The organism is Mageeibacillus indolicus UPII9-5 (assembly GCF_000025225.2).
In the GTDB taxonomy this organism is placed as follows: Bacteria; Bacillota; Clostridia; order Saccharofermentanales; family Fastidiosipilaceae; genus Mageeibacillus; species Mageeibacillus indolicus.
This window is the reverse complement of the sequence record NC_013895.2, coordinates 889,765-914,930: the sequence shown is the minus strand read 5'-3', so window position 1 is coordinate 914,930 and position 25,166 is coordinate 889,765. Positions and strand designations below refer to the sequence as shown.

Annotated in this window: 21 protein-coding genes, 1 tRNA gene and 1 other RNA gene; 22 read left to right on the top strand and 1 reads right to left on the bottom strand. The window is 42.1% G+C overall.

Annotated elements, in window-relative coordinates; genetic code table 11:
* Window positions 1–100 precede the first annotated feature (100 nt).
* The 15 genes from HMPREF0868_RS04120 (at window position 101) to rnpB (ending at window position 16,271) form a co-directional block, all read left to right on the top strand.
* On the top strand, window positions 101–1,732 hold the full coding sequence (locus HMPREF0868_RS04120; protein ID WP_012993442.1) for an ATP-binding protein: 1,632 nt from the start codon (window positions 101–103) through the stop codon (window positions 1,730–1,732).
* On the top strand, window positions 1,695–2,945 hold the full coding sequence (dprA, locus tag HMPREF0868_RS07930; protein WP_012993441.1) for a DNA-processing protein DprA: 1,251 nt from the start codon (window positions 1,695–1,697) through the stop codon (window positions 2,943–2,945). Before HMPREF0868_RS04120 ends, dprA begins: the two co-directional genes overlap by 38 nt.
* Before the next feature lie 26 nt (window positions 2,946–2,971).
* On the top strand, window positions 2,972–5,188 hold the full coding sequence (gene topA / locus HMPREF0868_RS04110) for a type I DNA topoisomerase (RefSeq protein WP_012993440.1): 2,217 nt from the start codon (window positions 2,972–2,974) through the stop codon (window positions 5,186–5,188).
* On the top strand, window positions 5,181–6,563 hold the full coding sequence (gene trmFO, locus HMPREF0868_RS04105) for a methylenetetrahydrofolate--tRNA-(uracil(54)-C(5))-methyltransferase (FADH(2)-oxidizing) TrmFO (RefSeq protein WP_012993439.1): 1,383 nt from the start codon (window positions 5,181–5,183) through the stop codon (window positions 6,561–6,563). Before topA ends, trmFO begins: the two co-directional genes overlap by 8 nt.
* Entirely contained in the window at window positions 6,550–7,599 is a 1,050-nt protein-coding gene (queA, locus tag HMPREF0868_RS04100) for a tRNA preQ1(34) S-adenosylmethionine ribosyltransferase-isomerase QueA (protein ID WP_012993438.1), read from the top strand. Before trmFO ends, queA begins: the two co-directional genes overlap by 14 nt.
* A 16-nt stretch (window positions 7,600–7,615) precedes the next feature.
* Window positions 7,616–8,764, top strand: a complete 1,149-nt coding sequence (gene tgt / locus HMPREF0868_RS04095; RefSeq protein ID WP_012993437.1) for a tRNA guanosine(34) transglycosylase Tgt — start codon at window positions 7,616–7,618, stop codon at window positions 8,762–8,764.
* A 45-nt stretch (window positions 8,765–8,809) separates the two neighbouring features.
* The gene (locus HMPREF0868_RS04090; RefSeq protein WP_012993436.1) at window positions 8,810–9,283 is read left to right on the top strand and encodes a hypothetical protein; all 474 of its coding nucleotides are present in this window, start codon (window positions 8,810–8,812) and stop codon (window positions 9,281–9,283) included.
* Window positions 9,284–9,384: 101 nt separating this feature from the next.
* On the top strand, window positions 9,385–9,717 hold the full coding sequence (gene yajC / locus HMPREF0868_RS04085; protein WP_012993435.1) for a preprotein translocase subunit YajC: 333 nt from the start codon (window positions 9,385–9,387) through the stop codon (window positions 9,715–9,717).
* A 25-nt stretch (window positions 9,718–9,742) separates the two neighbouring features.
* The gene (scfA, locus tag HMPREF0868_RS08235; RefSeq protein WP_081470245.1) at window positions 9,743–9,886 is read left to right on the top strand and encodes a six-cysteine ranthipeptide SCIFF; all 144 of its coding nucleotides are present in this window, start codon (window positions 9,743–9,745) and stop codon (window positions 9,884–9,886) included.
* 16 nt (window positions 9,887–9,902) lie between these two features.
* Window positions 9,903–11,312 carry a thioether cross-link-forming SCIFF peptide maturase gene (scfB, locus tag HMPREF0868_RS04080; protein WP_012993434.1) on the top strand — a complete coding sequence of 470 codons (1,410 nt, stop codon included), beginning with the start codon at window positions 9,903–9,905 and terminating at the stop codon, window positions 11,310–11,312.
* A 9-nt stretch (window positions 11,313–11,321) separates the two neighbouring features.
* Window positions 11,322–13,187 (top strand): DNA primase, encoded by a 1,866-nt coding sequence (gene dnaG / locus HMPREF0868_RS04075; RefSeq protein WP_012993433.1) that lies wholly within the window; start codon window positions 11,322–11,324, stop codon window positions 13,185–13,187.
* A 10-nt stretch (window positions 13,188–13,197) separates the two neighbouring features.
* On the top strand, window positions 13,198–14,259 hold the full coding sequence (gene rpoD / locus HMPREF0868_RS04070) for an RNA polymerase sigma factor RpoD (RefSeq protein WP_012993432.1): 1,062 nt from the start codon (window positions 13,198–13,200) through the stop codon (window positions 14,257–14,259).
* The gene (locus HMPREF0868_RS04065) at window positions 14,259–14,978 is read left to right on the top strand and encodes a tRNA (adenine(22)-N(1))-methyltransferase (RefSeq protein WP_012993431.1); all 720 of its coding nucleotides are present in this window, start codon (window positions 14,259–14,261) and stop codon (window positions 14,976–14,978) included. The genes rpoD and HMPREF0868_RS04065 overlap by 1 nt, the downstream gene beginning before the upstream one ends.
* A gap of 52 nt (window positions 14,979–15,030) precedes the next feature.
* Window positions 15,031–15,900, top strand: a complete 870-nt coding sequence (locus HMPREF0868_RS04060) for a Nif3-like dinuclear metal center hexameric protein (RefSeq protein WP_012993430.1) — start codon at window positions 15,031–15,033, stop codon at window positions 15,898–15,900.
* Window positions 15,898–16,271: RNase P RNA component class A (gene rnpB, locus HMPREF0868_RS08145), an RNA gene on the top strand. Before HMPREF0868_RS04060 ends, rnpB begins: the two co-directional genes overlap by 3 nt.
* A gap of 190 nt (window positions 16,272–16,461) precedes the next feature.
* On the opposite strand, the gene HMPREF0868_RS04055 is transcribed toward rnpB, so the two are convergent.
* The gene (locus tag HMPREF0868_RS04055) at window positions 16,462–17,853 is read right to left on the bottom strand and encodes a sodium-dependent transporter (RefSeq protein WP_012993429.1); all 1,392 of its coding nucleotides are present in this window, start codon (window positions 17,851–17,853) and stop codon (window positions 16,462–16,464) included.
* A 431-nt stretch (window positions 17,854–18,284) separates the two neighbouring features.
* Here HMPREF0868_RS04055 and rpsD point away from each other — a divergent pair, with 431 nt between their 5' ends.
* The 7 genes from rpsD to HMPREF0868_RS04020 all read left to right on the top strand — a co-directional run bounded on the left by rpsD (window position 18,285) and on the right by HMPREF0868_RS04020 (window position 25,091).
* Window positions 18,285–18,887 carry a 30S ribosomal protein S4 gene (gene rpsD / locus HMPREF0868_RS04050; RefSeq protein WP_034574422.1) on the top strand — a complete coding sequence of 201 codons (603 nt, stop codon included), beginning with the start codon at window positions 18,285–18,287 and terminating at the stop codon, window positions 18,885–18,887.
* A gap of 81 nt (window positions 18,888–18,968) precedes the next feature.
* Window positions 18,969–19,232, top strand: a complete 264-nt coding sequence (gene rpsO / locus HMPREF0868_RS04045; RefSeq protein WP_012993427.1) for a 30S ribosomal protein S15 — start codon at window positions 18,969–18,971, stop codon at window positions 19,230–19,232.
* Window positions 19,233–19,411: 179 nt separating this feature from the next.
* Window positions 19,412–21,649 (top strand): polyribonucleotide nucleotidyltransferase, encoded by a 2,238-nt coding sequence (locus tag HMPREF0868_RS04040; RefSeq protein ID WP_012993426.1) that lies wholly within the window; start codon window positions 19,412–19,414, stop codon window positions 21,647–21,649.
* 56 nt (window positions 21,650–21,705) lie between these two features.
* A tRNA-Pro gene (locus HMPREF0868_RS04035) sits at window positions 21,706–21,782 on the top strand.
* Between the two features lie 148 nt (window positions 21,783–21,930).
* The gene (locus tag HMPREF0868_RS04030) at window positions 21,931–22,716 is read left to right on the top strand and encodes a class B sortase (RefSeq protein ID WP_012993425.1); all 786 of its coding nucleotides are present in this window, start codon (window positions 21,931–21,933) and stop codon (window positions 22,714–22,716) included.
* Window positions 22,717–22,776: 60 nt separating this feature from the next.
* On the top strand, window positions 22,777–24,318 hold the full coding sequence (locus HMPREF0868_RS04025) for a Mur ligase family protein (RefSeq protein ID WP_012993424.1): 1,542 nt from the start codon (window positions 22,777–22,779) through the stop codon (window positions 24,316–24,318).
* The gene (locus HMPREF0868_RS04020) at window positions 24,315–25,091 is read left to right on the top strand and encodes a type 1 glutamine amidotransferase (RefSeq protein WP_012993423.1); all 777 of its coding nucleotides are present in this window, start codon (window positions 24,315–24,317) and stop codon (window positions 25,089–25,091) included. The genes HMPREF0868_RS04025 and HMPREF0868_RS04020 overlap by 4 nt, the downstream gene beginning before the upstream one ends.
* The last annotated feature ends 75 nt before the right edge of the window (window positions 25,092–25,166 follow it).

The following is a 25,166-nucleotide window of genomic DNA, read 5'->3' as shown; positions in this document are numbered from 1 at the left end:
CCTCGTATCGTTCGCATAATGCTATATCAAGCAAGAGCACCTGTTCAAATAGTAAAGCAGGCGATATGAGAACATTTTTTGAGTCGGAACTGGAGGTACTATGCCAGAAAATATTACAATAAATACGGTGACTGCAGACGGGGCTGGTATACATCCTGTCACATTGACGATCAGCTTACAGACTGGCTTGCCACTTTTGCTTTTTGTCGGGATCCCTAACCAGCGAGCGCGTGAAACGAGAATCAAATTGGCTGCAATAATGAAAAACTGCGGCTTTAGAATGCCTAACCGTAAAATTATAGTTGATGTCTCACCTGCTACAACTGTACGCTCAACGCAGTTATGGGATTTGCCGCTACTCATAGGCATATTGTTGGCCGATCATCAGTTACATTTGCCGAACGAATCGGGAGGCGTTCCAAGTTTGAGCGCATTTGGCCAAGTGAGTTTACGCGGAGAATTATGTGAAAATACGGTTGACACAGCTGCAGTAGCCTACTATCAGCTAGAACTGCTTGATTCAAGCCCTGACTCCTGCTGTGGCAAAACTTTGTTGATCCCACAAACGAGTTTTTATCGAATGAGGCCGCTAATTCGAAATTGCCCAAATTTTTTCCCTTTGCGTAGTATAAAAGATCTGAAAGCTGAAAATGAAGGAAGAACGAAAGGTATTACCACCAACTGCCTAACTTATGTGAAAAAAGAAAATTCGCTATATGAGCGAGAAATCAAAATTTATCCAAATCAAAACTTTGCTTGGCTTGCAATATGTGCGGCGGTTTTAGGGCGACATCATTTACTGATAACTGGAGCACCTGGAACCGGGAAAAGCAGTTTATTAAATTATGCGGCTGCACTTATGCCTAAGCTGCCATATTCGACAAGTTTGCGCCAGCTTGAACTTTTGGCCGTTAGTCCAGATATGCCGAAGGCAAATTTGCTTAATACATTCGATGTCGCACATTGTGAACACCCCGGGGTGCAAGCTAAAATCAAGGATTTCATAGGCGATGTTGTTCACGACTGGCCGGGCTTAATTCGTCTTACCAATAACGGCATTTTGTTTATGGATGAATTCAATCATTTTTCCCCTGGTATCATTAAAGTTATAAAACATTTTTTGACTGAAAAAGAGCTTGAGACTTACCAAGCCGGAAAAATATACCGGATTGAAAGTGAATTTTTGTGCTTGGCGGCGATGAATCCTTGTCCCTGCGGCCAATACTTATCTGAAGGTGGCTGCAGCTGTTCGGCTGCGGCATTAAGTGCTTACTGGCGTTATATTGATGAAGCTTTGCTGGATAGGTTCGATTGTACGGTGGTTTTGCCAAAGTTTGACGCCAATCTGTTGGAAGAGGATACTGGCTGCCAAAAAATAGACCTTAACGAGTTACGAGATAAATTTGAAACTGCCAGTCAGCGTCAAAAATTACGCTTGGAAAAACATAACTTGGGCTTTGTATATAATGCACGAGCGGACTTGGAAATAATAAACAAATGCTTTAATATTTCGGCCGCAGCCACGGAGCAAATTTTTGAGATCAGTCGCAAGTATAATTCATCTTCGCGCAGTCAGCACAGTCTGCTTACATTGAGCCGTACGGTTGCCGATTTGGCGGATAGTGAGAAAGTGACTCCACTACATGTCGCGACAGCATGGCAAATGAAACAAAAATTTAATTGGGGAGGTAAAGATGCAGCATCTGTTGGCGTCAGCGCTATGGCTTTATGATTGTCAGAGTATTAAGGGCGCTTCACGATTATTACGATTGATTTTAGGGCAAAATCATTACCTATTAAAAATAATAAATGAGAGGTACCCTGCTTTTAGTGATTTGCTAGCTTCATTAATTAGCAGCAACTATGCCGGCGGATGTACCGAGGATGCGGACAATGTAAACTGTGAAGAAAAAAACGAAAACTTAAACCTTTTTTCAGCCGGTTTAAGTGACAATTTTTCTCCGCTGAACGAATTGCTGCAGCAGTTGGAAAAATTGGCCAGTAAATTTCCTGATTATGAGGAAAAAGCAAGGCCTTTATCAGCGGCAGGAATTCAGGCAACTTTTTTGGGATCAACAACCTATCCCAAATGTTTCTTGGGGATTGAGCCGTTGCCGTTAACTTTGTTCTATCACGGAAATTTATTTGCATTAATTAATTCTAAAAACTTTAAAATAGGCATTGTTGGCACCAGACATCCGACAGGTTATGGCATAAGTGTAACTAAAGATGTTGCCAATATTGCTGCTCATTATAATTGTCCAATAATAAGCGGTATGGCCCTGGGTGTTGATTCTTTGGCGCATACTCAGGCACTTTTACATCATACCCCCACGTTGGCCGTTCTTGCCAATGGGATAGATATTTGTTATCCTCGGCAAAACAGGCCAATTTACGAGGCGATTTGGCGGAGTCAAGTTCTTGTAAGTGAATATCCGCCTGGCACTGTGCCTTTGCGATATTATTTTCCTGTGCGCAACCGTTTGCTGGCGGCATTTAGCGATATTTTGGTGGTCACTGAAGCAGGCGCTAAAAGCGGTTCACTGATTACCGCTGGCTATGCTGCGGAAATCGGCAAATCGGTATGGACGGTTCCCGGAACGATTTATTCTAAACAGAGCAGCGGTTCTAACCGCCTCCTTAATGACGGAGCTATTCCATTGATTGCACCTGAAAACTTAGCTGATGAGATCGAACGGCAAACCGGTACTGATTTGCCTTTATCTGCTTATAAGGAAAAGCCACCGGAGCTTTCACCTTTGTCCGAAAAAATACTTAGAGAACTGACTGTCGCTGAACGAAGCGTTGATGAACTGTGCTTATTGCTACACTGTAAACTTACCGAACTTTTGCCGGAGTTAAGTATTTGTGAATTGAAAGGCTTGATTTTTTCCCGATTGGGAAGGTATGCTGTAAAGGATTCTGCTTACAGACTAATGAATTAACGTAAATAAAATATCGGAGGAAGACAATGGATAAAACCTTGGTTATAGTTGAATCACCGGCTAAAGCTAAAACCATTGGCAGATATTTAGGCAAAGACTATGAAATAGCCGCATCAGTTGGACATATTCGCGACTTACCTTCATCTACTATGGGAGTTGATATCAACAACGACTTTAAGCCACGTTATATCAACATGCGTGGCAAAGAAAAGATTATTAATGATTTGAAAGCCAAAGCGGCAGCTAATGCTCATACGTTAATTGCTACCGACCCTGATCGTGAGGGAGAAGCGATTGCTTGGCATCTGGCTAATGTCTTACATATTGATCCGCTTTCATTGTGCCGAATAACATTTAATGAGATCACCAAAAATACGGTTAAAACCGCTGTTGAGCAACCGCGAGCCATAGACTTGGATTTGGTCAATGCGCAACAGGCAAGACGCATTTTGGATCGGCTGGTCGGATATGAACTCAGTCCGCTTTTGTGGAGTAAGGTAAAGAAAGGTTTGTCAGCCGGTAGAGTTCAGTCAGTAGCCACATTAATGCTGGTTGAACGAGAAGAAGCAATCCGGTCTTTTGAACCGCAAGAATACTGGCTTTTGAGTGTTCATTTAGCCGAAGAAAAACAGCCGTTAGCGGACTTTACAGCTCAATTTTACGGGCGCTTAGATGCGAGTGGCAAATGCGTCAAGGAAGAGCTGCCTGATGCCTCTGCGGTCGAAAACATAAAAAAACAGATACAAGAGCCATATAAGGTTTTGGAGATTGTTAAACGAAATAGGCAACGCAACCCTGCTCCTCCTTATACAACTAGTACGTTGCAACAGGACGCTGCGCGAAAACTTGGCTTTTCCGCCAAAAAGACTATGCTAATCGCTCAGCAATTGTACGAGGGCGTTGATTTACCGGAACTTGGTGCTACCGCCTTGGTTACCTATATACGTACTGATTCGGTGCGGTCATCGGCAGACGCGGTAGCTGGAATGCGTAAAATAATAGTATCCACCTTCGGCCCGGAGTTTGTGCCGGCCGAGCCTAACCACTTTAAAAATAAGAATGCCGCTCAAGATGCGCATGAAGCAATTCGTCCCAGCCATTTAGAATTGCCACCGGAAAAAATAAAGGTTGGTCTTTCAACCGAACAATATAAGCTTTATCGACTTATTTGGGAACGCTTTTTGGCTTCACAGATGACTCCAGCCAAACTAGCGGCCACTACAATCAATATAGCGGCAGGTGACATCATTTTCAGGGTTACAGGCGAAACGGTAATTTTCCCGGGGTTCCTTAAAGTCAATCCCGAAAAAGTGGCCGAAAAAGAAATGAATATTTTACCTGACCTCGAAAAAAATGAAACTTTGCGTAAGTTGGAACTTCTTGAAGAACAAAAGTTCACGCAACCGCCGGCTCGCTATAATGAGGCCTCACTCATCAAAGCCATGGAGGAAGCTGGAATCGGCCGACCATCTACCTATGCTCCGACGCTTTCGACAATTATGGAACGTCAATATGCAGTTAAAGAAAACAAGTCGCTTATTCCGACAGAACTTGGCTTTTTGGTAACCAATATTTTGCGCGAACACTTCAAAAAATTGATTAATATTAAATTTACTGCCGAGATGGAGAACGATTTAGACGAAGTGGAAAGCGGCAAACTAAACTGGGTTGAGCTGATCAAAAATTTCTACCCAGTCTTCCACGCCGCGATTGTTAAAGCGCAGAAAGATATCAGTAAAATTGTTATTCCTGTTGAAGCTACGGGTGAGAAATGCCCTGAATGCGGAGCGGATTTAGTGATTAAGGAAGGACGATTCGGAAAATTTATTGCTTGCTCAGCTTTCCCGAATTGCAAGTTCACAAAAAATGCTGTTGAAAAAGTTGACGGACATTGTCCGCGATGCGGCAGTGACTTGGTGTCGCGGCGTAGCCGTAGAGGCAGTATTTTTTATGTTTGTAGTCAAAATGCTGACGATAAAAACTGTGATTTCATCAGCTGGGACTTGCCTGTTGATAATGAGAAATGTCCCGAGTGCGGATCCTATATGGTTTGGCATCGCTTGCGCGGCAGGCTTTATAAACGTTGCTCCAATGATAGTTGCGTAACCCGCAAATCGAAACGTGGCAAGACAGATAAGAATGTTGCTGGTGAGAAACAAGCCAACGATACGGCGGAGCCTTCCGCTGTTGAAACTAAGCGGCGAAAAAATACGCCTAAGGAGAAGAAAAAAGATAATGATTAATGTTGTTGGAGCGGGTTTAGCCGGATCGGAAGCCGCTTTGCAGATAGCTGCGTGCGGAGTTCCGGTGAACTTGTACGAGATGAAACCTAAATATAAATCACCGGCACATAAAATGGATTTGTTTGCAGAACTAGTATGCTCAAATTCTTTGCGCTCAAATATGATTAACAATGCGGTAGGCCTGTTAAAGTATGAACTTTTGAGCTTAGGTTCATATTTGCTGGAAGCCACCTTGCATAATGAAGTGCCAGCAGGTGGGGCCTTAGCTGTTGACCGCAATTTATTCGCCGAAGAAGTTACGGCAAAAATAATGAGCAATCCGCTGATCACGGTGCATCACGAGTTAATCGATGACATACCGGCAAACGGAATTTGGCTGATAGCAACCGGCCCGCTGACTCAAGGGAAATTATTTGCTTCCATGGCTGATTTTTTCGGTGAAGAGCACTTGCATTTTTTTGATGCCGCGGCGCCGATTATCAGCAAAGACAGTATTGATACGAGTATAGCTTTTCCACAATCACGCTACAACAAGGGCGGTGATGATTATCTGAACTGTCCTATGGATGAAAATGAATACAAACAGTTCTATGCTGCTTTGAAAACGGCGGAACGAGCTGAAGTACATGATTTTGATCGAGAGATCGTTTTTGAAGGCTGTATGCCGATCGAAACCATGGCTTCGCGGGGTGAAGATACAATGCGGTTCGGACCTTTGAAACCGGTAGGCCTTAAAGATCCGCGTACCGGACGTGAACCGTATGCCTGCGTGCAGCTGCGCCAAGATGATATTCGGGGCGAGATGTACAATATTGTCGGTTTCCAGACACGCTTAAAGCAAGGGGAACAAAGACGTGTATTTGGCCTGATTCCAGGTTTAAGCAAGGCAATTTTTTATCGCTATGGAGTAATGCATCGAAATACATTTATTAATTCCCCCAAACATTTGAACCCTACCTATGCAACAAGAAAGCGCCACGACCTTTTTTTTGCTGGGCAGATGACCGGAGTTGAAGGTTATGTGGAATCAATTGCCTCAGGTATGGTAGCGGCCATAAACGCTGTACGTTATTTCTATAATCTGCCGGAACTTGTTTTCCCAAAGCAGACTGTTATAGGAGCAATGGCCAATTATATTTCAGATCCTGAGGTTAAACATTTTCAACCAATGAATGCCAATTTTGGTTTATTGCCCAAATTAGAATATAATACTGGTAAAAAGGATCGGCCATATCATCTCGCTCGACGTTCGTTACAATTGATCACAACTTTGTCGACTGAACTTAATCAACTGCGCGTGGAGAAGCGCCCTGTATACGAAATCCCTGATCCTATGACTTTGGCGGAAGAGAGGCGTAAAAATGAAAACAAGTGATTTTTACTATGAACTGCCCAAAGAATTGATAGCTCAACATCCGACTGCCAAGCGTGACAATTCACGGTTGATGCTGGTCAACCCTGCAACTCAATCAATAGGGCACACTCATTTTTCAGAAATTATAAATTATATAGATGCTGGTGATTGTTTGGTCTTAAATAACACAAAAGTAATTCCAGCTAGGTTACTAGGTGTCAAGCGTGACACTGGGGTACATGTAGAATTTTTACTGCTTAATCGACGGGCGGATGATGAATGGGAGGTCATCGTACGACCAGGGCGGCGTTTGCGCCAAGGTTCTGTGGTCGATTTTATGCCGGGAGAACTTTCAGCAGAAATTACTGAAGTTTTGCCGACTGGTAATCGTGTTGTGAAATTCTTTTTTAATGGGATTTGGGAAGAGATTCTGGATAAAGCAGGCACGATGCCGTTACCTCCTTATATAAAAGAAAAGCTGGCAGATCCTTCACGTTATAACACCGTATATGCTAAATATGATGGTTCTGCTGCTGCTCCAACTGCTGGATTGCATTTTACGCCGGAACTGTTGGCTGCATTGCAAGCTAAAGGTGTAAAACTTGCTTATGTGACGCTGCATGTTGGTCTTGGCACGTTCAGACCGGTTAAAGCTGAAAATATTGCTGAACACCATATGCATAGCGAATACTATGAACTGCCGCCTGAAACCGCTCAATTGATTAACGAAGTCAAGGCCTCTGGCCATAAAATTATAGCGGTAGGAACCACTTCGACACGTACAGTGGAGAGTGTTTATCATAACAATGGCAAAGTTGTCCCTGAAACGGGATGGACAGATATTTTTATTTACCCAGGTTTTAAATTTGGGGTGATTGATGGATTGATCACTAATTTTCACTTGCCGGAGTCAACTCTAATGATGCTGGTCAGTGCAATCGCCGGAAAAGATTTCATTTTTTCAGCATATGCTGAAGCGGTAAAAGAGAAATATCGGTTTTTCAGCTTTGGTGATGCAATGTTTATTCAAAACTGCATTCCCGAAGGAAAGATATAAAAATTAAGGAGATAAAATGAATTATCAGGATAAATTTCCCGTTTGGTACGAATTAAAACATGTCTGCCGTCAAACTGGAGCCAGACTCGGGGTCGTTCATACCCCGCACGGCGATTTCCCAACGCCAGCTTTTATGCCGGTTGGCACACAAGCTACGGTTAAAGGAATGTCTCCGGAAGAAGTTGAGTCTACCGGAGCAGGAATATTGTTGTCTAATACTTATCATTTATGGATGCGCCCCGGTCCGGATATAGTAACAAAAGCCGGCGGCTTGCACAAATTCATGAATTGGAATAAACCGATTTTGACTGATAGCGGTGGCTTCCAAGTGTTTTCATTAAGCGATTTGCGCCATATAACTGAAGATGGCGTTAAATTTCGTTCACATATTGACGGATCTTCGCACGTCCTTACCCCGGAAAAATCAATTGAAGTTCAAAATGCTTTAGGATCAGATATTATGATGGCGTTTGATGAATGTACCCCGTGGCAGTCTGATTACAAATATGCCCTAAATTCTTTACAGAGAACAACAAGGTGGCTTGAGAGATGCATAAAGGCTAATCACAATCCTGAACGCCAAGCATTATTTGGAATAGTTCAAGGAGGTATGTTCGCTGATTTACGTAAGCAAAGTATTGCTGAAATTACTGCATTCGATCTCCCCGGTTTTGCAATAGGAGGACTTAGTGTAGGGGAACCGGCTGATTTGATGTATCACATGATGGATGAGACTGTTCACCTTTTACCTAATGACAAGCCTCGCTATTTGATGGGAGTAGGAACACCGGATTATTTGATCGAGGGGGCGATACGTGGAATAGATATGTTTGACTGTGTACTTCCAACAAGAATCGGTCGTAATGGCACTGTCCTGACCAAGTACGGCCGTTTAATTGTGCGTGACTTTAAGTATGCAGAGGATTTCCGACCTATTGAGGAAGACTGCGACTGCTATGCTTGTCGTAATTATTCACGCGCCTATATTCGACATTTGATCAAAGCTGGTGAAATGTTCGGATTAAGACTGGCCTCATGGCATAATTTGCGTTTCTTGCAGCGGCTTATGCAGTCGGTACGAGAAGCTATCGCCGCAGATCGACTTGCTGATTTTCGCACTGAATTTTTAACTCAGTTCGCTCAATCTAAAAAAAACCAGATATGATAAATCAGAACCTAGAGAAGCGAAAATATACAGGGAGAAAAAACAATGAAATTGATACGACGTGTAATTTTGCTAATAATTTTGCTGATGCTTATCGGAGCCGGAACAGTTGTTTACCGTAGTTACAAAGCTACAACTGAATTAGTTAAAAGTATTTCAACCGGAGAGGGAGATACTGCAGTAGCCATAAAAAGTGCCTTGGATAGTGTACCTGACATTGTTCTGCCTAAGAGTAAGATTGACTTAAACAAAAGCACCGATGAACTGTTTGCTTATTTGAAAAATTACGCTGAGAGCAGCCAGCTTACGCCTGAAACGTTGAAAAATATTGACTGGAAAAAGCATCTGGATATAATTAAACCTGTAAAAGAATTTATAAAACGATCGGATGCTGTCGAAGTGCTTAAGAATGAGCTGGAAAAAATTTCCGGTAATACCGACCAAGAAAAGGACTACCGAGTATACCTTAATAAGGTTATTGAATATATGCAAAAAATTCAAGGCGAATCAAATAATTAATAGATTTTTTAAAGATCGATTACAGATTATGGCCGGGCAAAAGTTGCAAAAAAGTAATTTTTGCGGTATTCTAAAATGAATAATTATTGTGGAGGAGAACTATGAACGACATTTTTTCTTTAACTCAAGCCGGCGGGTTGGGCTCAACTGTAAGTATGCTGGCCATTCCTGCATTATTTCTTATCTTCATGTATGTATTCATGATCAGACCACAGAAGAAGCAAGAGCGCAAGTTACAAGATTTGCGTAACAATATGCAGGTCGGAGATAATGTTGTAACTATCGGAGGTATTATCGGACGAATTGTCAACATTAAAGATAAGGAAGTAACCATCTCAACGAGTGTTGCCGGTACGATGATGACCTTCCGCAAAGAAGCTATTAATCAAGTAGTAAAGGCTCAAAAAGAAAACGAAACGGAAACTTCAAAATAACAGTTGGAAATTGAGGAGGAATATTATGAAACACATTCAAATTATTGCGAAACCTGTATCTGCCAAATGCGTGAGCAAAGCTTGCGGTGAGTGTCAAACATCTTGCCAGTCAGCTTGTAAAACTAGCTGTACCGTTGCCAACCAAAAATGTGAAGCGATCGAACGCTGATTCGGGAGGCTATTGATTGCTGCATTTATTTAAAGTCCGCAATGACAAACTTGCCTACGACTCGGAATCTCAAGCCCTATTTTTTGTTGATGAATTAGCAGAAGCCGTGTTCTCGGCTTATATTGAAAATTCAGCTAAACGACCTACCAAGGCTAAATTGACGGAGTTGTCCGAACGGTCGGGATTTGATATCCATGAGATAGAGGATTGCTGTGACGAGGTTGATGCTTTAATTGAACAAAAAGCTATTTTTCAACCTCCCGTAAAAATTTCAGTCGAGCAGCTTTATCCAGAAAAACCGATGATAAAGTCGATGTGCCTACACCTATCGCACGACTGCAACTTAAGATGTAAATATTGCTTCGCTGGCCAAGGAGACTACGGAACAGGTCATCGTTCTATGCTTGCTTTGGCTACTGGTAAGCGGGCAATAGATTTCTTAATTGAAGCATCGCGCAGCCGTCATAACTTAGACATAGATTTTTTCGGCGGAGAGCCTCTGCTTAATTGGCCGGTTGTAGTTGAGTTGACAAAGTATGCTGAGACGGAAGGACCTAAGCACAATAAGAATATACGCCTTACTCTGACGACCAATGCTACATTGCTGAATCAGGAAAAGATTGATTTCCTGAATGAGCACATGAAAAATGTTGTTTTGAGTATTGACGGAAGGCCGGAGACTAATGATAGGATGCGGCCAGCGACCGGAGGGCGTAGCTCTTACGCTTTAGTGATGCGAAATATAAAAAAGTTCGTTGCGCAACGTGGTAAGAAAGAATACTATGTGCGCGGTACTTATACGCATTTTAACACGGATTTTTCAAAAGATGTTTTGCATTTTGCCGATGAAGGATTGGAACAACTGTCGATGGAGCCGGTTGTGGCCCCGCCGGAAGTCGATTACAGTTTGAAGTTAAGCGATTTGCCGCAAATAGAAGCCGAGTATGAGAATTTGGCGCATGAATATTTGCGCTATAATGAAAAAGGAAGTAAGAATCCGTTTAACTTTTTCCATTTCAATATTGATTTGGAAGGTGGTCCTTGCTTGTATAAGCGCATGAAAGGGTGTGGTGTCGGGTCAGAATATTGCGCCGTTACCCCGGAGGGCGATATCTATCCTTGCCATCAATTTGTCGGCAACGATGCTTTCATAATGGGAAATGTTTGGGACAATCCTCCGATTCACAACCCGAAGCTTGAGGCGGCTTTTGCTGAAATAATGGTCCCCAATAAGCCTGATTGCGTAAAATGTTGGGCTAGATATTTTTGTAGTGGAGGCTGCGTAGCTAACGCTTATCATGACTCCGGCAGTTTGACGGGTTTGTATCGCTTAGGCTGCAGGTTACAGAAAAAGAGATTGGAATGTGCCCTTTGGGTGCAGGCAAAAAGACAACAGGAGAAGTTACGACAAACAGCCACTAATTGAGGTAATATTTTGACGAACGGCGGCAGAATACCCGAAACAATTATCGCAGATGTAAAACGCAGTAACGACATTGTTGCTGTGGTAGAGGAGTATGTTACTTTATCTAAAAAAACAGGCGCTAATTTTTTTGGGCTCTGCCCTTTTCATAATGAAGTTACTCCTTCTTTCAGCGTTGCTCCGGATAAGCAAATTTTTTATTGCTTCGGCTGTCATCGCGGCGGTGATGTGATCAAATTTATATCGGAAATTGAGAAACTTAATTATCCGGAAGCCATACGATTTTTAGCTAAGCGGGTTAATATAACCATCCCGGAGACTGATGTTTCACCTTATGATGCAAAAAGACGTTCTTTACAAAAACAAATAGAGTCCATGTACCTTGAAGCGGCAAAGTTTTATTATCGGGCCTTGGAGCGTGATCCTGAGCATACCGCCTTAAAGTACTGCGTGGCCAGAGGAATTACCCCGATTTCACGGCGAAGTTTTGGCATAGGCTTTGCGCCGAATACTTGGGATGCTTTGTATAAGCATTTTGAATTAAAGCACTTGACAAGGGATAAAGAAGCTTTAGAAAAATCAGGGCTATTTACCAAGAACAAGTACGGCGGTTACTGTGATCGAATGCGTAATCGATTGATTTTCCCTTTTTTTGACACCACCGGCAAAATCATTGCTTTTGGCGGACGAATCATGAATGCTGATAAGGCACAGGCAAAGTACCTTAATTCGCCTGAAACGCCTATATATACCAAGGGAGACCATCTTTACGGGTTGCATTTGGCTCGTAAAACGAAAAGCAATCACATTCTTTTGGTCGAAGGCTATATGGACGTTATCAGTGCCCATGCAGCAGGAGCTGATTTTACGGTTGCCTCTTTAGGGACTGCTTTAACCAAAAGGCAAGCTCGTATTTTGGGAAATTTGCATAAAACTATTACTTTGGCTTTTGATTCTGATGCGGCCGGTCAGTCTGCAATCATGCGTAGTATTGATATTTTAGCTGAAGAAGATATTCCAACAGATATTTTGCTTCTACCTGACGGAAAAGATCCGGATGAATACATCCGAAAAAACGGGGCGGCGGCCTTTTTAGGTTTGACACAAAAAACAGTTTCGGTGCTGGATTTTAAATTGCATTTAGCTAAAGAAAATGCCATTGTATCCGGCCAATTAGATAAGCGTCGTTATCAGGAAAATGTTTTTGCCATCTTGCGACAGGAAAAAAATTCTTTGCTTGTGGATTCAGTGCTTAATAATTTATCGATTGAACTTGGCTGTCGTTTACAGTTGCTCATCAATGACTACCAAGCTAAAAACCGAGATCCAGCCTTTATAAGGCAATTAACCAGCAATAAGGATAATTTTCCAGAACGCAAATCGGGCGAGGGAGTTGCCTCAACCTCAGATATCTCAAATTCTGTTCCGGAGACACTTGGCGATATTGAGTTGCAGCTTAATATAATATCAATAATCCTCTGTGTACCGGATTTGATCACCAAAGCCAAATTTTTGCCGCAAGCCGACGATTTCAGCGACCGAAGTTTGGGGTTGCTGTTCATGGCAATAAAGACTTTAGCTCCCGGAAAACCTGATTTCACTACATTGATCGGTTTAACCCAAGCTGTACGTGACTTCCCGGAGAGCTATTACAAGCGTATAATGGAAATATGTGTTAATTTTGAAATTTCTGCCGACACGGTGAAAAAACTGGAAAAGAACAGCCTAATTTTGATGCGAGATTCCGCTGCGGATAAGCTGAACCGGCTTGCACAGCGACTGCATCCAGATAACAAAATTGATGCTGGTTTAAAACAGGAGATTCAAACCTGGTCGCAAAAAATAATAGAATATAAGCAATTGATTGAACAGTATTAATGGAGGAAAAATGGACAAACCCGGAAATAATATTGAAGAAATCGTTAATGATTTAGTTAAAATTGCTAAATCAAACAACAATAAAATCAATGGTCAAGATATCTTGTCTAAGCTGGAAGCTATAGACTTCGACTTAGAAGCAAGTGACACGATATTTGAGCAACTCAAACAAAACGGTGTCGAAATTATAGAAGATGCAACTGTGGACGAGGACTTAAACATTGATGATTCATCTGATGTTATGAATGTCGATGATCCAGTAAGAATGTATCTTAAGGAAATTGGCAAGGTGCCGCTGCTAAATGCGGAAGAAGAAAAAGACTTGGCCAGAGCTATGAAAGAGGGCAGTCAAGAGGCGAAAGATAGGCTATGTGAAGCCAATCTTAGGTTGGTTGTCAGTATTGCCAAAAGGTATGTCGGCCGGGGTATGCAATTTTTGGATCTGATTCAAGAAGGCAACTTGGGACTTATCAAGGCAGTGGACAAATTTGATTATGAAAAAGGCTTTAAATTCAGTACATATGCTACATGGTGGATACGTCAGGCCATCACCCGTGCTATTGCCGACCAAGCTAGAACAATCCGTATACCGGTACACATGGTTGAAACCATAAATAAATTAATTCGTGTACAAAGACAGTTGCTGCAAGAATTGGGTCGTGAGCCGGAAGTAGAAGAATTAGCCCAAGAGATGGGGATAAGTCCTGAAAAAGTTCGTGAAATCCAAAAGATTTCTCAAGAGCCAGTTTCACTTGAGAAGCCTATCGGTGAAGAAGAGGACAGCCATTTGGGCGACTTTATTCCTGACGATGATGCACCTTCTCCCGCTGACCAAGCTGCGTTTACTTTGTTAAAAGAACAACTCTTGGAAATCCTTTCCGGCCTTACTCCGCGTGAAGAAAAAGTTTTACGCCTACGTTTCGGCTTAGATGACGGTCGCAGTCGTACGTTGGAAGAAGTAGGACGTGAGTTTAACGTTACGCGTGAAAGAATCAGACAAATTGAAGCTAAAGCCTTGCGCAAGATGCGTCACCCAAGTCGCAGCAAAAAATTGAAAGATTATTTGGACTGATGTCGAGAAAAATTCATTTGTCTGTCCGCATGCGAATGATTCTGGAAATGTTGCAACCCACACCGAGGTTATTGGATGTGGGTTGTGATCATGGTTATTTAAGTGTAGCTGCCGTCGAGCGGAACATTGCAGCCACAGCCGTTGCAATAGATGTGCGGAGCAAGCCGCTTGAAAAGGCTACAAATCTGATAAGTAAGTGTAATTTACAACATTTGATTACAACTGATCTTTCTGATGGTCTAAATAACATTGAGTTAAGTCGGCAGGATGCAATTATAATAGCCGGTATGGGTGGCATAGAAATCGGGGAAATTTTGCGCAGAACAGATTTGGCCGAGCGCAATAAGATAGGACAAGTTATTTTACATCCTACCCGTTCCGCCTACGAGTTAAGAAAGGTTTTGCAAGAATTGCACCTCGACATTGTAGATGAGCGACTTTGTCGTGAAAAAGAAAAAATTTATGTTATTATTAAAGCTGTACCGGTGGAAAGCAATCCTAATCCGTCAGCCCGATTAAGTGAGGCAGAATTATTTTTCGGTCCGTGTCTATGGCAAGAGCTTCAGACACAGCTTAAGTCGGAGCAAACCTTGGACACGCTAATGTTTGGATATTTGAATAATCGGTTAACTGCGCTCAATAATTTAAATTATAATACAGATTACAGACAGAGATGTGGATTAATTAGATTAGAATTGGAAGGTCTATACAATAGGTAACACGATTTTGCTGTGATTTGTGCGCAATTAAATTTTGGCAATTGGAGGCGACATGTTAGTAAAAGATATTTGTTCGGCAGTAGAAAATCTTGCTCCACTTCAACTGGCAGAAAAATGGGACAATTGCGGTCTGCTAATTGGTTCCACCGAAGCCCCAGTTTCTCGTGTGCTGCTTACATTGGATGTCACTTCCGAAGCTGTGGCACTGGCCGATCGGCTCGGTAGTGAAATGATTATTGCGCATCATCCGCTTATCTTCAATCCACTGCGTACTTTGCGTGATGAACCGCCAATAAATCATATAATATATAAGTGTATCAAAAACAACGTATCTGTATATGCTGCTCACACCAATTTAGACAGTGCTGTTGGTGGGGTGAGCGATGCTTTGGCTGCAGTTTTGAATTTAAAAGTGATAGATACACTGATCCCAAATTCACTTCCAATTTTCGCTGGTTTGACGGATGAAACCTCGCGGGGGACGGTAAATGAATATCTCAAGGATTTCATTGGGGCAAGCAGTAATGTTCTTCCCGGGCTCGGTCGTATAGCTGTTCCTCCTGAAAAAACACGTGCTAAGCCATTTTTACGTATGGTTAATAATAACTTGCAGTCAACCGGATGCATAATCAATTTTGATAAGGATAAAACTTATCGGAGAATTGCTATTTGGGGCGGAGCTTTTGATGAAATGGCGATTCCGGTTTGTATTGCCAAACAAATTGACTGTGTAGTTGCAGGGGAAATTAAACATAATCTTCTGTTGGCATTGGCGGAGTCAGGGATTCACGCAGTCGCTGTCGGACATGATGTAACTGAGCGAACGGTATTACCACGACTAATGCAATATCTGAAGTTAGCTATTCCAGACTGCCGGATTGCAATAAACAGCGGTTTGTCTTACAATAACTTGGTATACTGAGTAAGCTAGACAATCGCGGCTGGTCGTGCTCGTTGAGAACACGCATCAGATGAGGAAAGTCCGGGCTCCTTAGGGTAAGGATGCCGGGTAACTCCCGGTGAAGGCGACTTCAAGGAAAGTGCAACAGAAATATACCGCCTGCATTGGTTGATAACGTTATGTTTATCAGGGCAGGTAAGGGTGGAAAGGCGAGGTAAGAGCTCACCGGCAGCATGAAAACATGTATGCCCTGTAAACCCCATCCGGAGCAACACCGTGGCTGGCAATACGTGACCCGCGTGCCTATGGAGGTGGCTCAAGCGTAGGCGAAATCCTTCGCTTAGATAGATGATTGTCCAAGACAGAACCCGGCTTATCGGCTTACTCAGCTATCATTTTACTAACTCTCAGAAAATTTGCCCAAAATTTCAAACGGTAAACGTCAAATAATGTACATAAATAAAGGGCCTTAAGTAAGTGTCGCTGTCCGTTGTTTATGAACGCAAAAAGACGACCTGCCAAGCTCCGATTATTGGATTGACAGGTCGTTTTGATTTTTGTTTGCCTTACGTTCAGACAAGTTTATATAAGGCTAAAGATACCGGTGGATTGCAAAAACAGAACAAACAAGATTAATGGCAGGCCATACTTGGTCATCACCACATAAAGCCATTGCCGTGAGAATTTGGCACCACCAAGTTCCATTTCCTCTATAACCCACTTAGGTTTCATAACCCAACCGATAAAGATAGAAGAAATCAACGCGATAAGCGGCATCATGAAACTGTTGGAAACATAGTCCATTATGTCTAAGAGCTGACCGGTAAGGCCGTTTGGCAGCGGTATTTCAACGTAAAAGATATTGTAGCCGAGAGCAATTACAGCTGTAGCAACCAAATAAACGCCGGAGAGGGTAACTGCCGTTTTGCGACGATCTGTATGGAAAATTTCTATTACATTGGCAACTATAGATTCTAACACTGAAATACATGAAGTAAGAGCGGCAAAAGCAGCTAAGATGAAAAATACTAAACCGATTAAACGACCAGCGATATTCATGTGCAGAAAAACTTTAGGCAAAGAAATGAACATTAGACCTGGGCCGGCGCTCATCCCTTCCATCCCCAAAAATACATAAACTGCTGGGACGATCATAACTCCAGCCAAAAAGGCAACACCGGTGTCCATAATTTCAATAAAGGATACAGATTTGGCCAGATTGACATCTTTTTTAACATAAGAACCGTACGTTATCATAATACCCATAGAAACGCTGAGCGAGAAGAATAGCTGGCTCATGGCATCGAGGGAAATTTGCAAAAATCTTTTTATATTCATTCCTTTGAAATCAGGCTTAAGATAAAGTATGAGTCCATCTAAGCCGGTGCGGACATGACCGTCGGGTGTTTCGAGCCTCAAGGTCAAAGAATAAACTGCGATGATGATAATCATAACAAACAAAACCGGCATGATTAGCTTCGATACACGTTCAATACCTTTTTCGATACCGCCCAAAACAATAACAGCCGTTACGGCCATAAAAATCAGACCGTAAGTTACTGATCCAGTTGAAGTGATGAAAGAGGTGAAATAGTTATCTTGCGCCGCCAAATCGACTGTACCGTTAAAAAACATAAGGAGATATTTTAAAATCCAACCGCCGATTACAGCATAATATGTCATGATAATAACCGGTACCAAAAAGGTTAAAATACCCAAAAATGCCCATTTTTTATGCATTGTTTTGTAAGCGCGGATTGCACTCATTCCGGTTCTGCGGCCGATAGCGAGGTCAGTGGAAAGAAGCACAAAACCGGCGGTTAAAATTAAGACGAGGTATATAATCAGAAAAACTCCACCGCCATCTTTTGCCGCCAAATAGGGAAAACGCCAAAGATTTCCTACGCCTACAGCTGAACCCGCCGCTGCGAGAATAAAACCTAATTGTCCTGTAAATCCTGAGTGTTTTTTCATAAAACTTCTTCCTCGTTTCCGTTACGATATAGGCAGGGATTTTACCATAATTGTAGAGGCCGGGAAATACACATACAGTAAAATTCGAATTTAAATTTATTTTCATAAAAAACGTGTATTTATATGAATGAAAGTTAAACAAATGTGTTGATCGGATTTTCTTGAATTTTTTCCTGATTACAGTATAATCTCAGGTGTATATACAATTGTTTTCGCACGGTTTTTAAAGCTTAAACAATTCTCATCGAGGCCGATTTTGCTCTTTGAGGTGGAATATTTAGCAAAACTGTGCTACAGATTTCGATCACTGACAGGGCTATTTCTGGTTTATTTGACTTTCCACAAATTGTTAGATATAATTTGAATGTTATGTTCTAATGCTTTAGAACACGCACAATTTGACGTGAAAATGTAGTAAAGGAGTGATTTATATCGCACGGTCAATGGGACCTCGATTTAAGCAATCGAGAAGATTTGGAGTAAATATTTTTGGCAATCCTAACGAGTTGAAAAGAGGGCCAAAAAAGGATGGTAGGAAAAAAGAGTCTGAGTACGCTAAACAACTTAATGAAAAGCAGAAATTGAAGTTGTATTATGGTGTTTCGGAAAAGCAAATGCAAAACTGCATGCGCAAAGCTAAGAAACAAGCTCAACGTTCAGACATGATTTTGGGTGACATTTTGGTTACAACTTTGGAAAGACGTTTGGATAATCTGACCTATAGACTAGGTTTTGCGCGTTCATTGCGTCAGGCTCGTCAGATGGTTGTACACGGGCATATTGCGGTTAACGGTAAAAAAGTCGATATTCCGTCATTCGTATGTTCAGTCGGAGATGAAATCAGCGTACGTTCTAAAGCCAAAGAATTTGAACTGATCAAGGCAAATATGGAGGCAACCTCATTTGTAGTTCCATACCTGCAACTGAATAAGGAAAATTTGCAAGGCTTTTTGACAACCTATCCTCAACGGGCTGATGTACCGGTAGAGGTAGTAGAATCTCTCGTGGTTGAGTTCTACGCTAAGAAACTGTAATTTTAATCCGATTACCGGATACCGCAACCAGGTTCGGCGAATGTCCGACGTGCTACTTAGTTGCAGGCTTAAGGAGGAAATATGGACAAACAAAGAAAACAAGAAATAATAGAGACTTATGCCGTTCATGAAGGTGACACAGGTTCACCCGAGGTTCAAATTGCCATTTTGACTGAGCGAATTAATCACTTGACTGAGCATTTGAAACTTCATTTACAAGACCATCATTCACGTCGTGGGCTTTTAAAAATGGTAGGCCGCCGTCGTGCATTCTTGGATTATTTAGCCAAGATTGACATCGAGCGTTACCGTGCCATAGTCAAGAAATTGAACTTGAGAAAGTAATTGTGCCTAAAATTGGTGAGCAGCGATGCTCACCAATTTTAGTACTTGCAACAAAAAAATATTTAATAACTATAACGAAACAAATTGGCGTGACAGCTGTAGATAGTAGATTGAGAAGCTGATTTTACAGCTTTTGACTCTACGAATGCTACCGCCGTCACACTGTTTTAGGAGGTAAAATGGAAAAAATATTTAAGACAGAATTGGCCGGCCGAGACCTCATTGTTGAAACCGGGAAATTAGCTCAATTTGCCAACGGTTCATGCTTAATCCGTTATGGAAATACTGTGGTGCTAAGTACAGCAACCGCATCCAAGCAGCCACGCCCAGGCATCGACTTTTTCCCTTTGAGCGTTGACTATGAGGAAAAAATGTATGCCATAGGAAAGATTCCGCGAGGATTTATTAAGCGTGAAGGGCGCCCATCTGAGAAAGCCATTTTAACTTCGCGGGTTATTGATCGCCCAATGCGACCGCTGTTCCCCAAGGATTTGCGTAATGATGTGGCAGTAAATAATTTGGTTTTGGCAGTTGACCAAAATGCAAGTCCCGAGATTGCCGCGATGATCGGATCGTCAATTGCTGTCGCCATTTCCGATATACCTTGGCGCGGACCTATTTCCGGTGTGCAACTTGGATTGATTGACGGACAGGTAATCATCAATCCTAATGAAGAGCAGCGCAAACAGAGTCAGATGGCTGTAACTTTGGCCGGCACGGAAGAGAAAATTTGCATGATTGAAGCAGGGGCCGATGAAGTTCCGGAAGATGTTATGATGAATGCCTTGCTTGCCGGACATCAAGAAATTCAGAAAACTTGTCGCTTTATAAAATCAATTGTAGCTGAAATTGGCAAGCCTAAGTTTACTTACGAATCAGCCGCCGTACCGGAAGAAATAATGACTGAAGTCAAACAATTTGCTGCTGAAAAAATGAAACAGGCGGTTTTGGCGGTTGATAAAAATGAGCGCGATCAAAATATTGACGCTCTGACTGCTGAAATTAATGAACATCTTACAGCTATTAATGAAGAATGGGCTGCTTGGACCAATGACGCTGTTTATCAACTCGAAAAAAAGACTGTCCGTAATTATTTATTTCATGAGCATCGTCGTGTTGATGGACGTGGGATTGATGAAATCCGTCCTTTGAGTTGCGATGCTGGTATTTTGCCAATGGTACATGGTTCAGGTTTGTTCCAGCGTGGACAAACTCAGGTGCTGACAATTTGTACCCTAGGGCCACTGTCGAGTGCTCAAACCTTGGATGGCTTAGACAATGAAAAAGAAAAACGTTACATGCATCATTACAACATGCCGGGTTACAGCACAGGAGAAGCTAAGCCTAATCGTTCTCCGGGGCGACGCGAAATCGGACATGGTGCTTTAGCTGAGCGTTCACTTGTTCCTGTTTTGCCATCGGAAGAAGAATTCCCTTATGCTATTCGTACTGTATCTGAAATTATGATGTCCAACGGATCAACTTCCCAGGGATCAGTGTGCGCCAGTACACTGGCTTTGATGGACGCTGGCGTTCCGATTAAACGCCCGGTTGCTGGTATTTCCTGCGGATTGTTGGTAAATGAGGAAAATGATGAAGATTTTTTGGTCTTCATGGATATCCAAGGTATCGAAGATTTCTTCGGCGATATGGACTTTAAAGTGGCCGGAACTACTGAGGGCATAACATCAATACAGGTTGATATAAAAGTTGATGGACTTTCATATGACGTCATACGACAGGCTTTGGCAATTACCCGTAAAGGTAGGTTACAAATAATCAATGATATCATATTGCCGCGTTTGCCCGGACCGCGTGCCGAACTTTCGCAATATGCGCCGAAAATTTTGCAACTTTCCATTCCGGTAGATAAAATCCGTGAAGTAATAGGTCAAGGCGGTAAAGTAATTAATAAAATCATCGCCGATACCGGGGTCGCAATTGACATCGAAGAGGATGGAAGGGTGTTTATCTCGGCGGTTGACTTAGAGCAAGGTAACAAAGCATTAAAGATTATAAATGGAATTGTCAATGATCCTGAGCCGGGTCAAGTCTTTACCGGTAAAGTAACTCGCCTGATGAATTTTGGTGCTTTTGTGGAATTTTTGCCTGGTAAAGAAGGCCTTGTTCATATTTCAAAAATGGCTTGGCAACATGTCGAAAAAGTTGAAGATTGCGTTAAAGAAGGAGACATTGTAACAGTTAAAGTCATCGAAATTGATGCACAAGGTAGAATAAATCTTTCAATGCGTGATTGTTTGCCGAAACCGGAAGGCTATCAAGAAGAAAAGGAGCGTGATCACGAGCGTATAAAACGTCCTCATGGTGATCGCGAACATGGTGGTAGCCGTGGAAGACGCAATGAAGGTCGCGATGATCGCAACTCTTTCAATTCTCTCGGCCGATTTAGAGATTGAATTGGTGCTGATTCTTGACAAAAAATTATCGCTAATATAGAATGGTTGGAGTGATTCGGGGTGTAGCTCAGGTGGCTAGAGTGCTTGCTTGGGGTGCAAGAGGTCGCAAGTTCAAGTCTTGTCACTCCGACCATTGCCACAAGGTAACTTGCCTTGTGGCTTTTTATTGCATATTTATACCGATTTTACCTGAATACGTTACATTTTTTTTTACATATTTGCTTTGGTATAGTGGTGAAACTATGGTATAATCACATTAATTCAATAATTTTGGAGGACTTATGAAAGATAAAAAGTTTACCGTTATAATATCCGTGTCGGTTGTTATTTTTCTCGGACTCGTTGCGGGAATATTTCTGGCAATGAATAAACCCAGCAAACAGTCGGTTCCTTCCGAATCATCTTTGACAGCGGTGCAAAGGGAAACAGATCGAGCTGAGGGATCCGAGCCGGAAGAACCTAATTCAACTGAAGTTTTGCCGGATTTAAAAGCAAGCGCAGAGAAGAACCCTGATATGGTAGGTTGGATTACCCTTCCCAATTCTCGTGTTAACTATCCGGTTATGTATACTCCGAATGACAGAGATTTTTATTTGCGTCGCAATTTTGAGAAAGCTGACGATATTTACGGCTTGCCTTACATAGATTCTAGGTGTTCTTTAGATGGTGACAACTACTTGATTTATGGGCATGAGACTGACAATGGTTCACAGTTCCACGATTTCCTGCAGTATAATGACAAAGCTTTCTGGGAGAAAAATAAAACCTTTGAATACAGTACTTTGCATAAAAAATATAAGTATGAAGTCGTAGCTTTTGCCCGTTCTAAAGTTTATAACAGAACCGACAAGGTATTTAAGTACTACCAGTTTTTCGGTTCCAAGAATGAACAGGAATTTAATGATTATATCAGCAATATAAAGAAAATAGCTCTTTACGATACTGGTGTTGAAGCGAAATATGGTGACCATCTTTTGACGCTTTCAATGTGTACAACGCCATACCACACAGCTGATTCTGATGGGCGCTATGTATTGGTAGCCCGCCGCCTAGAAGAAATTAAATAAAATTTTAAGAACTTATCTTTAAAGCGGCTCTCTGAGCCGCTTTAACTTTTTTGGGGGATTATGGTAAAAGCTTTAATAACTGCTTTGTTGATTTGTTTAGGCCGAGTTATGGCACGACTTTTGCATTTGACCGGCCATCACGCCGGAACTTTGCCTGGTAGGGTTATGCTTAAATTTGACCGGAATATTTTAGCAAAGTTGGCAGCTGATAAGGTAGTAGTTGCGGTTACTGGCACTAATGGTAAGACAACGACTACGGCTTTAATCGTCGAAGTCTTGCGGTCTGCTGGCTTTAAAGTGGCCACTAATGCCAGCGGAGCTAACCTGTTGTCGGGAATAGTGACTGCTTTCACAGTTGCACCAGCTGATACTGACATTTATGTCATAGAAGTAGACGAAGCGACTTTGGGGCATCAGGCGGGTGAACTGAAACCACTCGTTTTATTGGTTACCAATATTTTCCGTGATCAGTTGGATCGATACGGTGAAGTAAATACTGTTTATGATTTGATCGGCAAGGGAATAGAGGATGCTTCGCCGGAAAACTTAATTTTATGCGTCGATGACCCGGTAGTCGCTAATTTACGAAAATTTGCTGGGGCTGGCACTTCAGTCAAATACTATGGTTTACATGTCGCTGCCACATCATTATCATCTGGGGTTAATAATTCTGCTAATGAATTTAAAACTGATATGTCGACGACATCCTGCCCGTGTTGCCAAAATCAATTGCTTTACAATTGGCATACAATGAGCCATTTGGGCGGATATTCATGCACGAAATGCGGTTATATTAGACAAGAGCCAGAATATTCATTCTCACAGACTGAAGACCGTCGTTTGCGCCTTTACGCCGGGTCTCTGACCGAGCTGGTAGAACATGTTGCTACTGCTGGTAAGCCTCTTCGCCACTATGAAAAGACAGTAGATTTTCCGTTACAAGGGTTGTTTAATGCATATAATGCCTGTGCAGCCGTTGCTGTAGCAGATACTTTGCTGAACTGTTCTGCTCATGCCGCAACTGCCCTCAAATGTGATGATAAAGCAGAGACGGGATTTTTAAAGCTGTCGGGATATTTGAGCGGATCCAAGGCAGCTTTCGGCAGACAGGAAATTATTTCTTTGCCCGGCGGATGTTCACTGCATCTGATGCTGGTTAAAAATCCGGTAGGATTTTCCCAAACCTTGCCGTTGCTTCCGCCGGCCGAGATGAGCGTCGGTCAAAAAAATACGTCTGTTGAAGGTTTGCAGCCTAAAGTTTCAATTTTATTCTTACTTAACAGTAACGTTGCCGACAGCTGTGATGTATCTTGGATATGGGATGTACCTTTTGAAGAATTTGCTGCTTCGGCACACCCCGTATATGTGGCCGGAGAGCGTGGGGCGGAATTGGCCTTACGTCTAACTTACGCAGGATATTCTTTACTGAATAATAATTACCTAATCAGGCCATTGGATCTTTGTCAGTCGATAATTGATTCGAAAACTAGTAATCATGATTTCTATATAATAGCCAATTATACGGCAATGCTTGGTATTAGAGCTGCTTTGGCAAACTGTTATCATTTTTCACAGCAATGGAGTACGGAGGAAAGGCTATGAATTTACGTATTTGCCATTTGTACCCGGATATGTTGAATTTATACGGCGATTTCGGCAATATAATTGCGCTGAAATATAGGGCTGGCTTGCGAAAAATTGATATAACTTACACTAAAATTAGCACTGGTGATAAATTGGATCCGGATAATTATGATTTCTTCTTTATTGGTGGAGGGCAAGATGAGCAGCAAAGCAATATAATTACGGATTTGTTTGCCAAAAAATCTGCCATAATGACTGCGGCTGCGGCCGGTAAACCATTTTTGTGCATTTGCGGCGGTTATCAGCTGTTTGGCCGATATTTTATGACGCATAGCGGCAAACGCATGGAATGTTTGGATCTTTTACCTGTTTATACTGAAGGACGTCCTAAACGCTTAATCGGCGATACCGTTTATAAGGCTGAATGGCTGGCTGATGGAGAAGACGCTTATTTATTTGGCTTTGAAAATCATTCTGGTAATACAATTTTATTGCCTGAAGCAAAGCCGCTTGCTAAAACTATTATTGGTTATGGAAATAATATTTCTGGAAAAGACGAAGGATGCATGAACGGCACTATATTAGGTACTTATGCCCACGGGAGCTTTTTGCCGAAAAATCCAGCAATGACAGACTATTTGCTAGGCATGGCTTTGCAAAGCAGGTATAAAGACTATCAATTACCGCCAGCAGACAATACAATTGAAAATTCAGCTAGGCAGGCAGCGGCAGCTCGTTTAGGACTTGATTTAATTACTGGTAAAATCAACCTGCAGGGCAGAGCAAAATGAATTAGGTTAGTTTATACTTTACCTTAGATATGAATCAAGCGTCGAGTCGCGAACTTGGCTGATTTTGTTGCCCGA

Excerpts from the sequence above, each read along its gene's own strand:
- HMPREF0868_RS04120 (WP_012993442.1), top strand. The coding sequence starts at position 101 with ATGCCAGAAAATATTACAATAAATACGGTGACTGCAGACGGGGCTGGT.
- dprA (WP_012993441.1), top strand. The coding sequence starts at position 1,695 with ATGCAGCATCTGTTGGCGTCAGCGCTATGGCTTTATGATTGTCAGAGT.
- topA (WP_012993440.1), top strand. The coding sequence starts at position 2,972 with ATGGATAAAACCTTGGTTATAGTTGAATCACCGGCTAAAGCTAAAACC.
- trmFO (WP_012993439.1), top strand. The coding sequence starts at position 5,181 with ATGATTAATGTTGTTGGAGCGGGTTTAGCCGGATCGGAAGCCGCTTTG.
- queA (WP_012993438.1), top strand. The coding sequence starts at position 6,550 with ATGAAAACAAGTGATTTTTACTATGAACTGCCCAAAGAATTGATAGCT.
- tgt (WP_012993437.1), top strand. The coding sequence starts at position 7,616 with ATGAATTATCAGGATAAATTTCCCGTTTGGTACGAATTAAAACATGTC.
- HMPREF0868_RS04090 (WP_012993436.1), top strand. The coding sequence starts at position 8,810 with ATGAAATTGATACGACGTGTAATTTTGCTAATAATTTTGCTGATGCTT.
- yajC (WP_012993435.1), top strand. The coding sequence starts at position 9,385 with ATGAACGACATTTTTTCTTTAACTCAAGCCGGCGGGTTGGGCTCAACT.
- scfA (WP_081470245.1), top strand. The coding sequence starts at position 9,743 with ATGAAACACATTCAAATTATTGCGAAACCTGTATCTGCCAAATGCGTG.
- rpoD (WP_012993432.1), top strand. The coding sequence starts at position 13,198 with ATGGACAAACCCGGAAATAATATTGAAGAAATCGTTAATGATTTAGTT.
- HMPREF0868_RS04065 (WP_012993431.1), top strand. The coding sequence starts at position 14,259 with ATGTCGAGAAAAATTCATTTGTCTGTCCGCATGCGAATGATTCTGGAA.
- HMPREF0868_RS04060 (WP_012993430.1), top strand. The coding sequence starts at position 15,031 with ATGTTAGTAAAAGATATTTGTTCGGCAGTAGAAAATCTTGCTCCACTT.
- HMPREF0868_RS04055 (WP_012993429.1), bottom strand. The coding sequence starts at position 17,853 with ATGAAAAAACACTCAGGATTTACAGGACAATTAGGTTTTATTCTCGCA.
- rpsO (WP_012993427.1), top strand. The coding sequence starts at position 18,969 with ATGGACAAACAAAGAAAACAAGAAATAATAGAGACTTATGCCGTTCAT.
- HMPREF0868_RS04040 (WP_012993426.1), top strand. The coding sequence starts at position 19,412 with ATGGAAAAAATATTTAAGACAGAATTGGCCGGCCGAGACCTCATTGTT.
- HMPREF0868_RS04030 (WP_012993425.1), top strand. The coding sequence starts at position 21,931 with ATGAAAGATAAAAAGTTTACCGTTATAATATCCGTGTCGGTTGTTATT.
- HMPREF0868_RS04025 (WP_012993424.1), top strand. The coding sequence starts at position 22,777 with ATGGTAAAAGCTTTAATAACTGCTTTGTTGATTTGTTTAGGCCGAGTT.
- HMPREF0868_RS04020 (WP_012993423.1), top strand. The coding sequence starts at position 24,315 with ATGAATTTACGTATTTGCCATTTGTACCCGGATATGTTGAATTTATAC.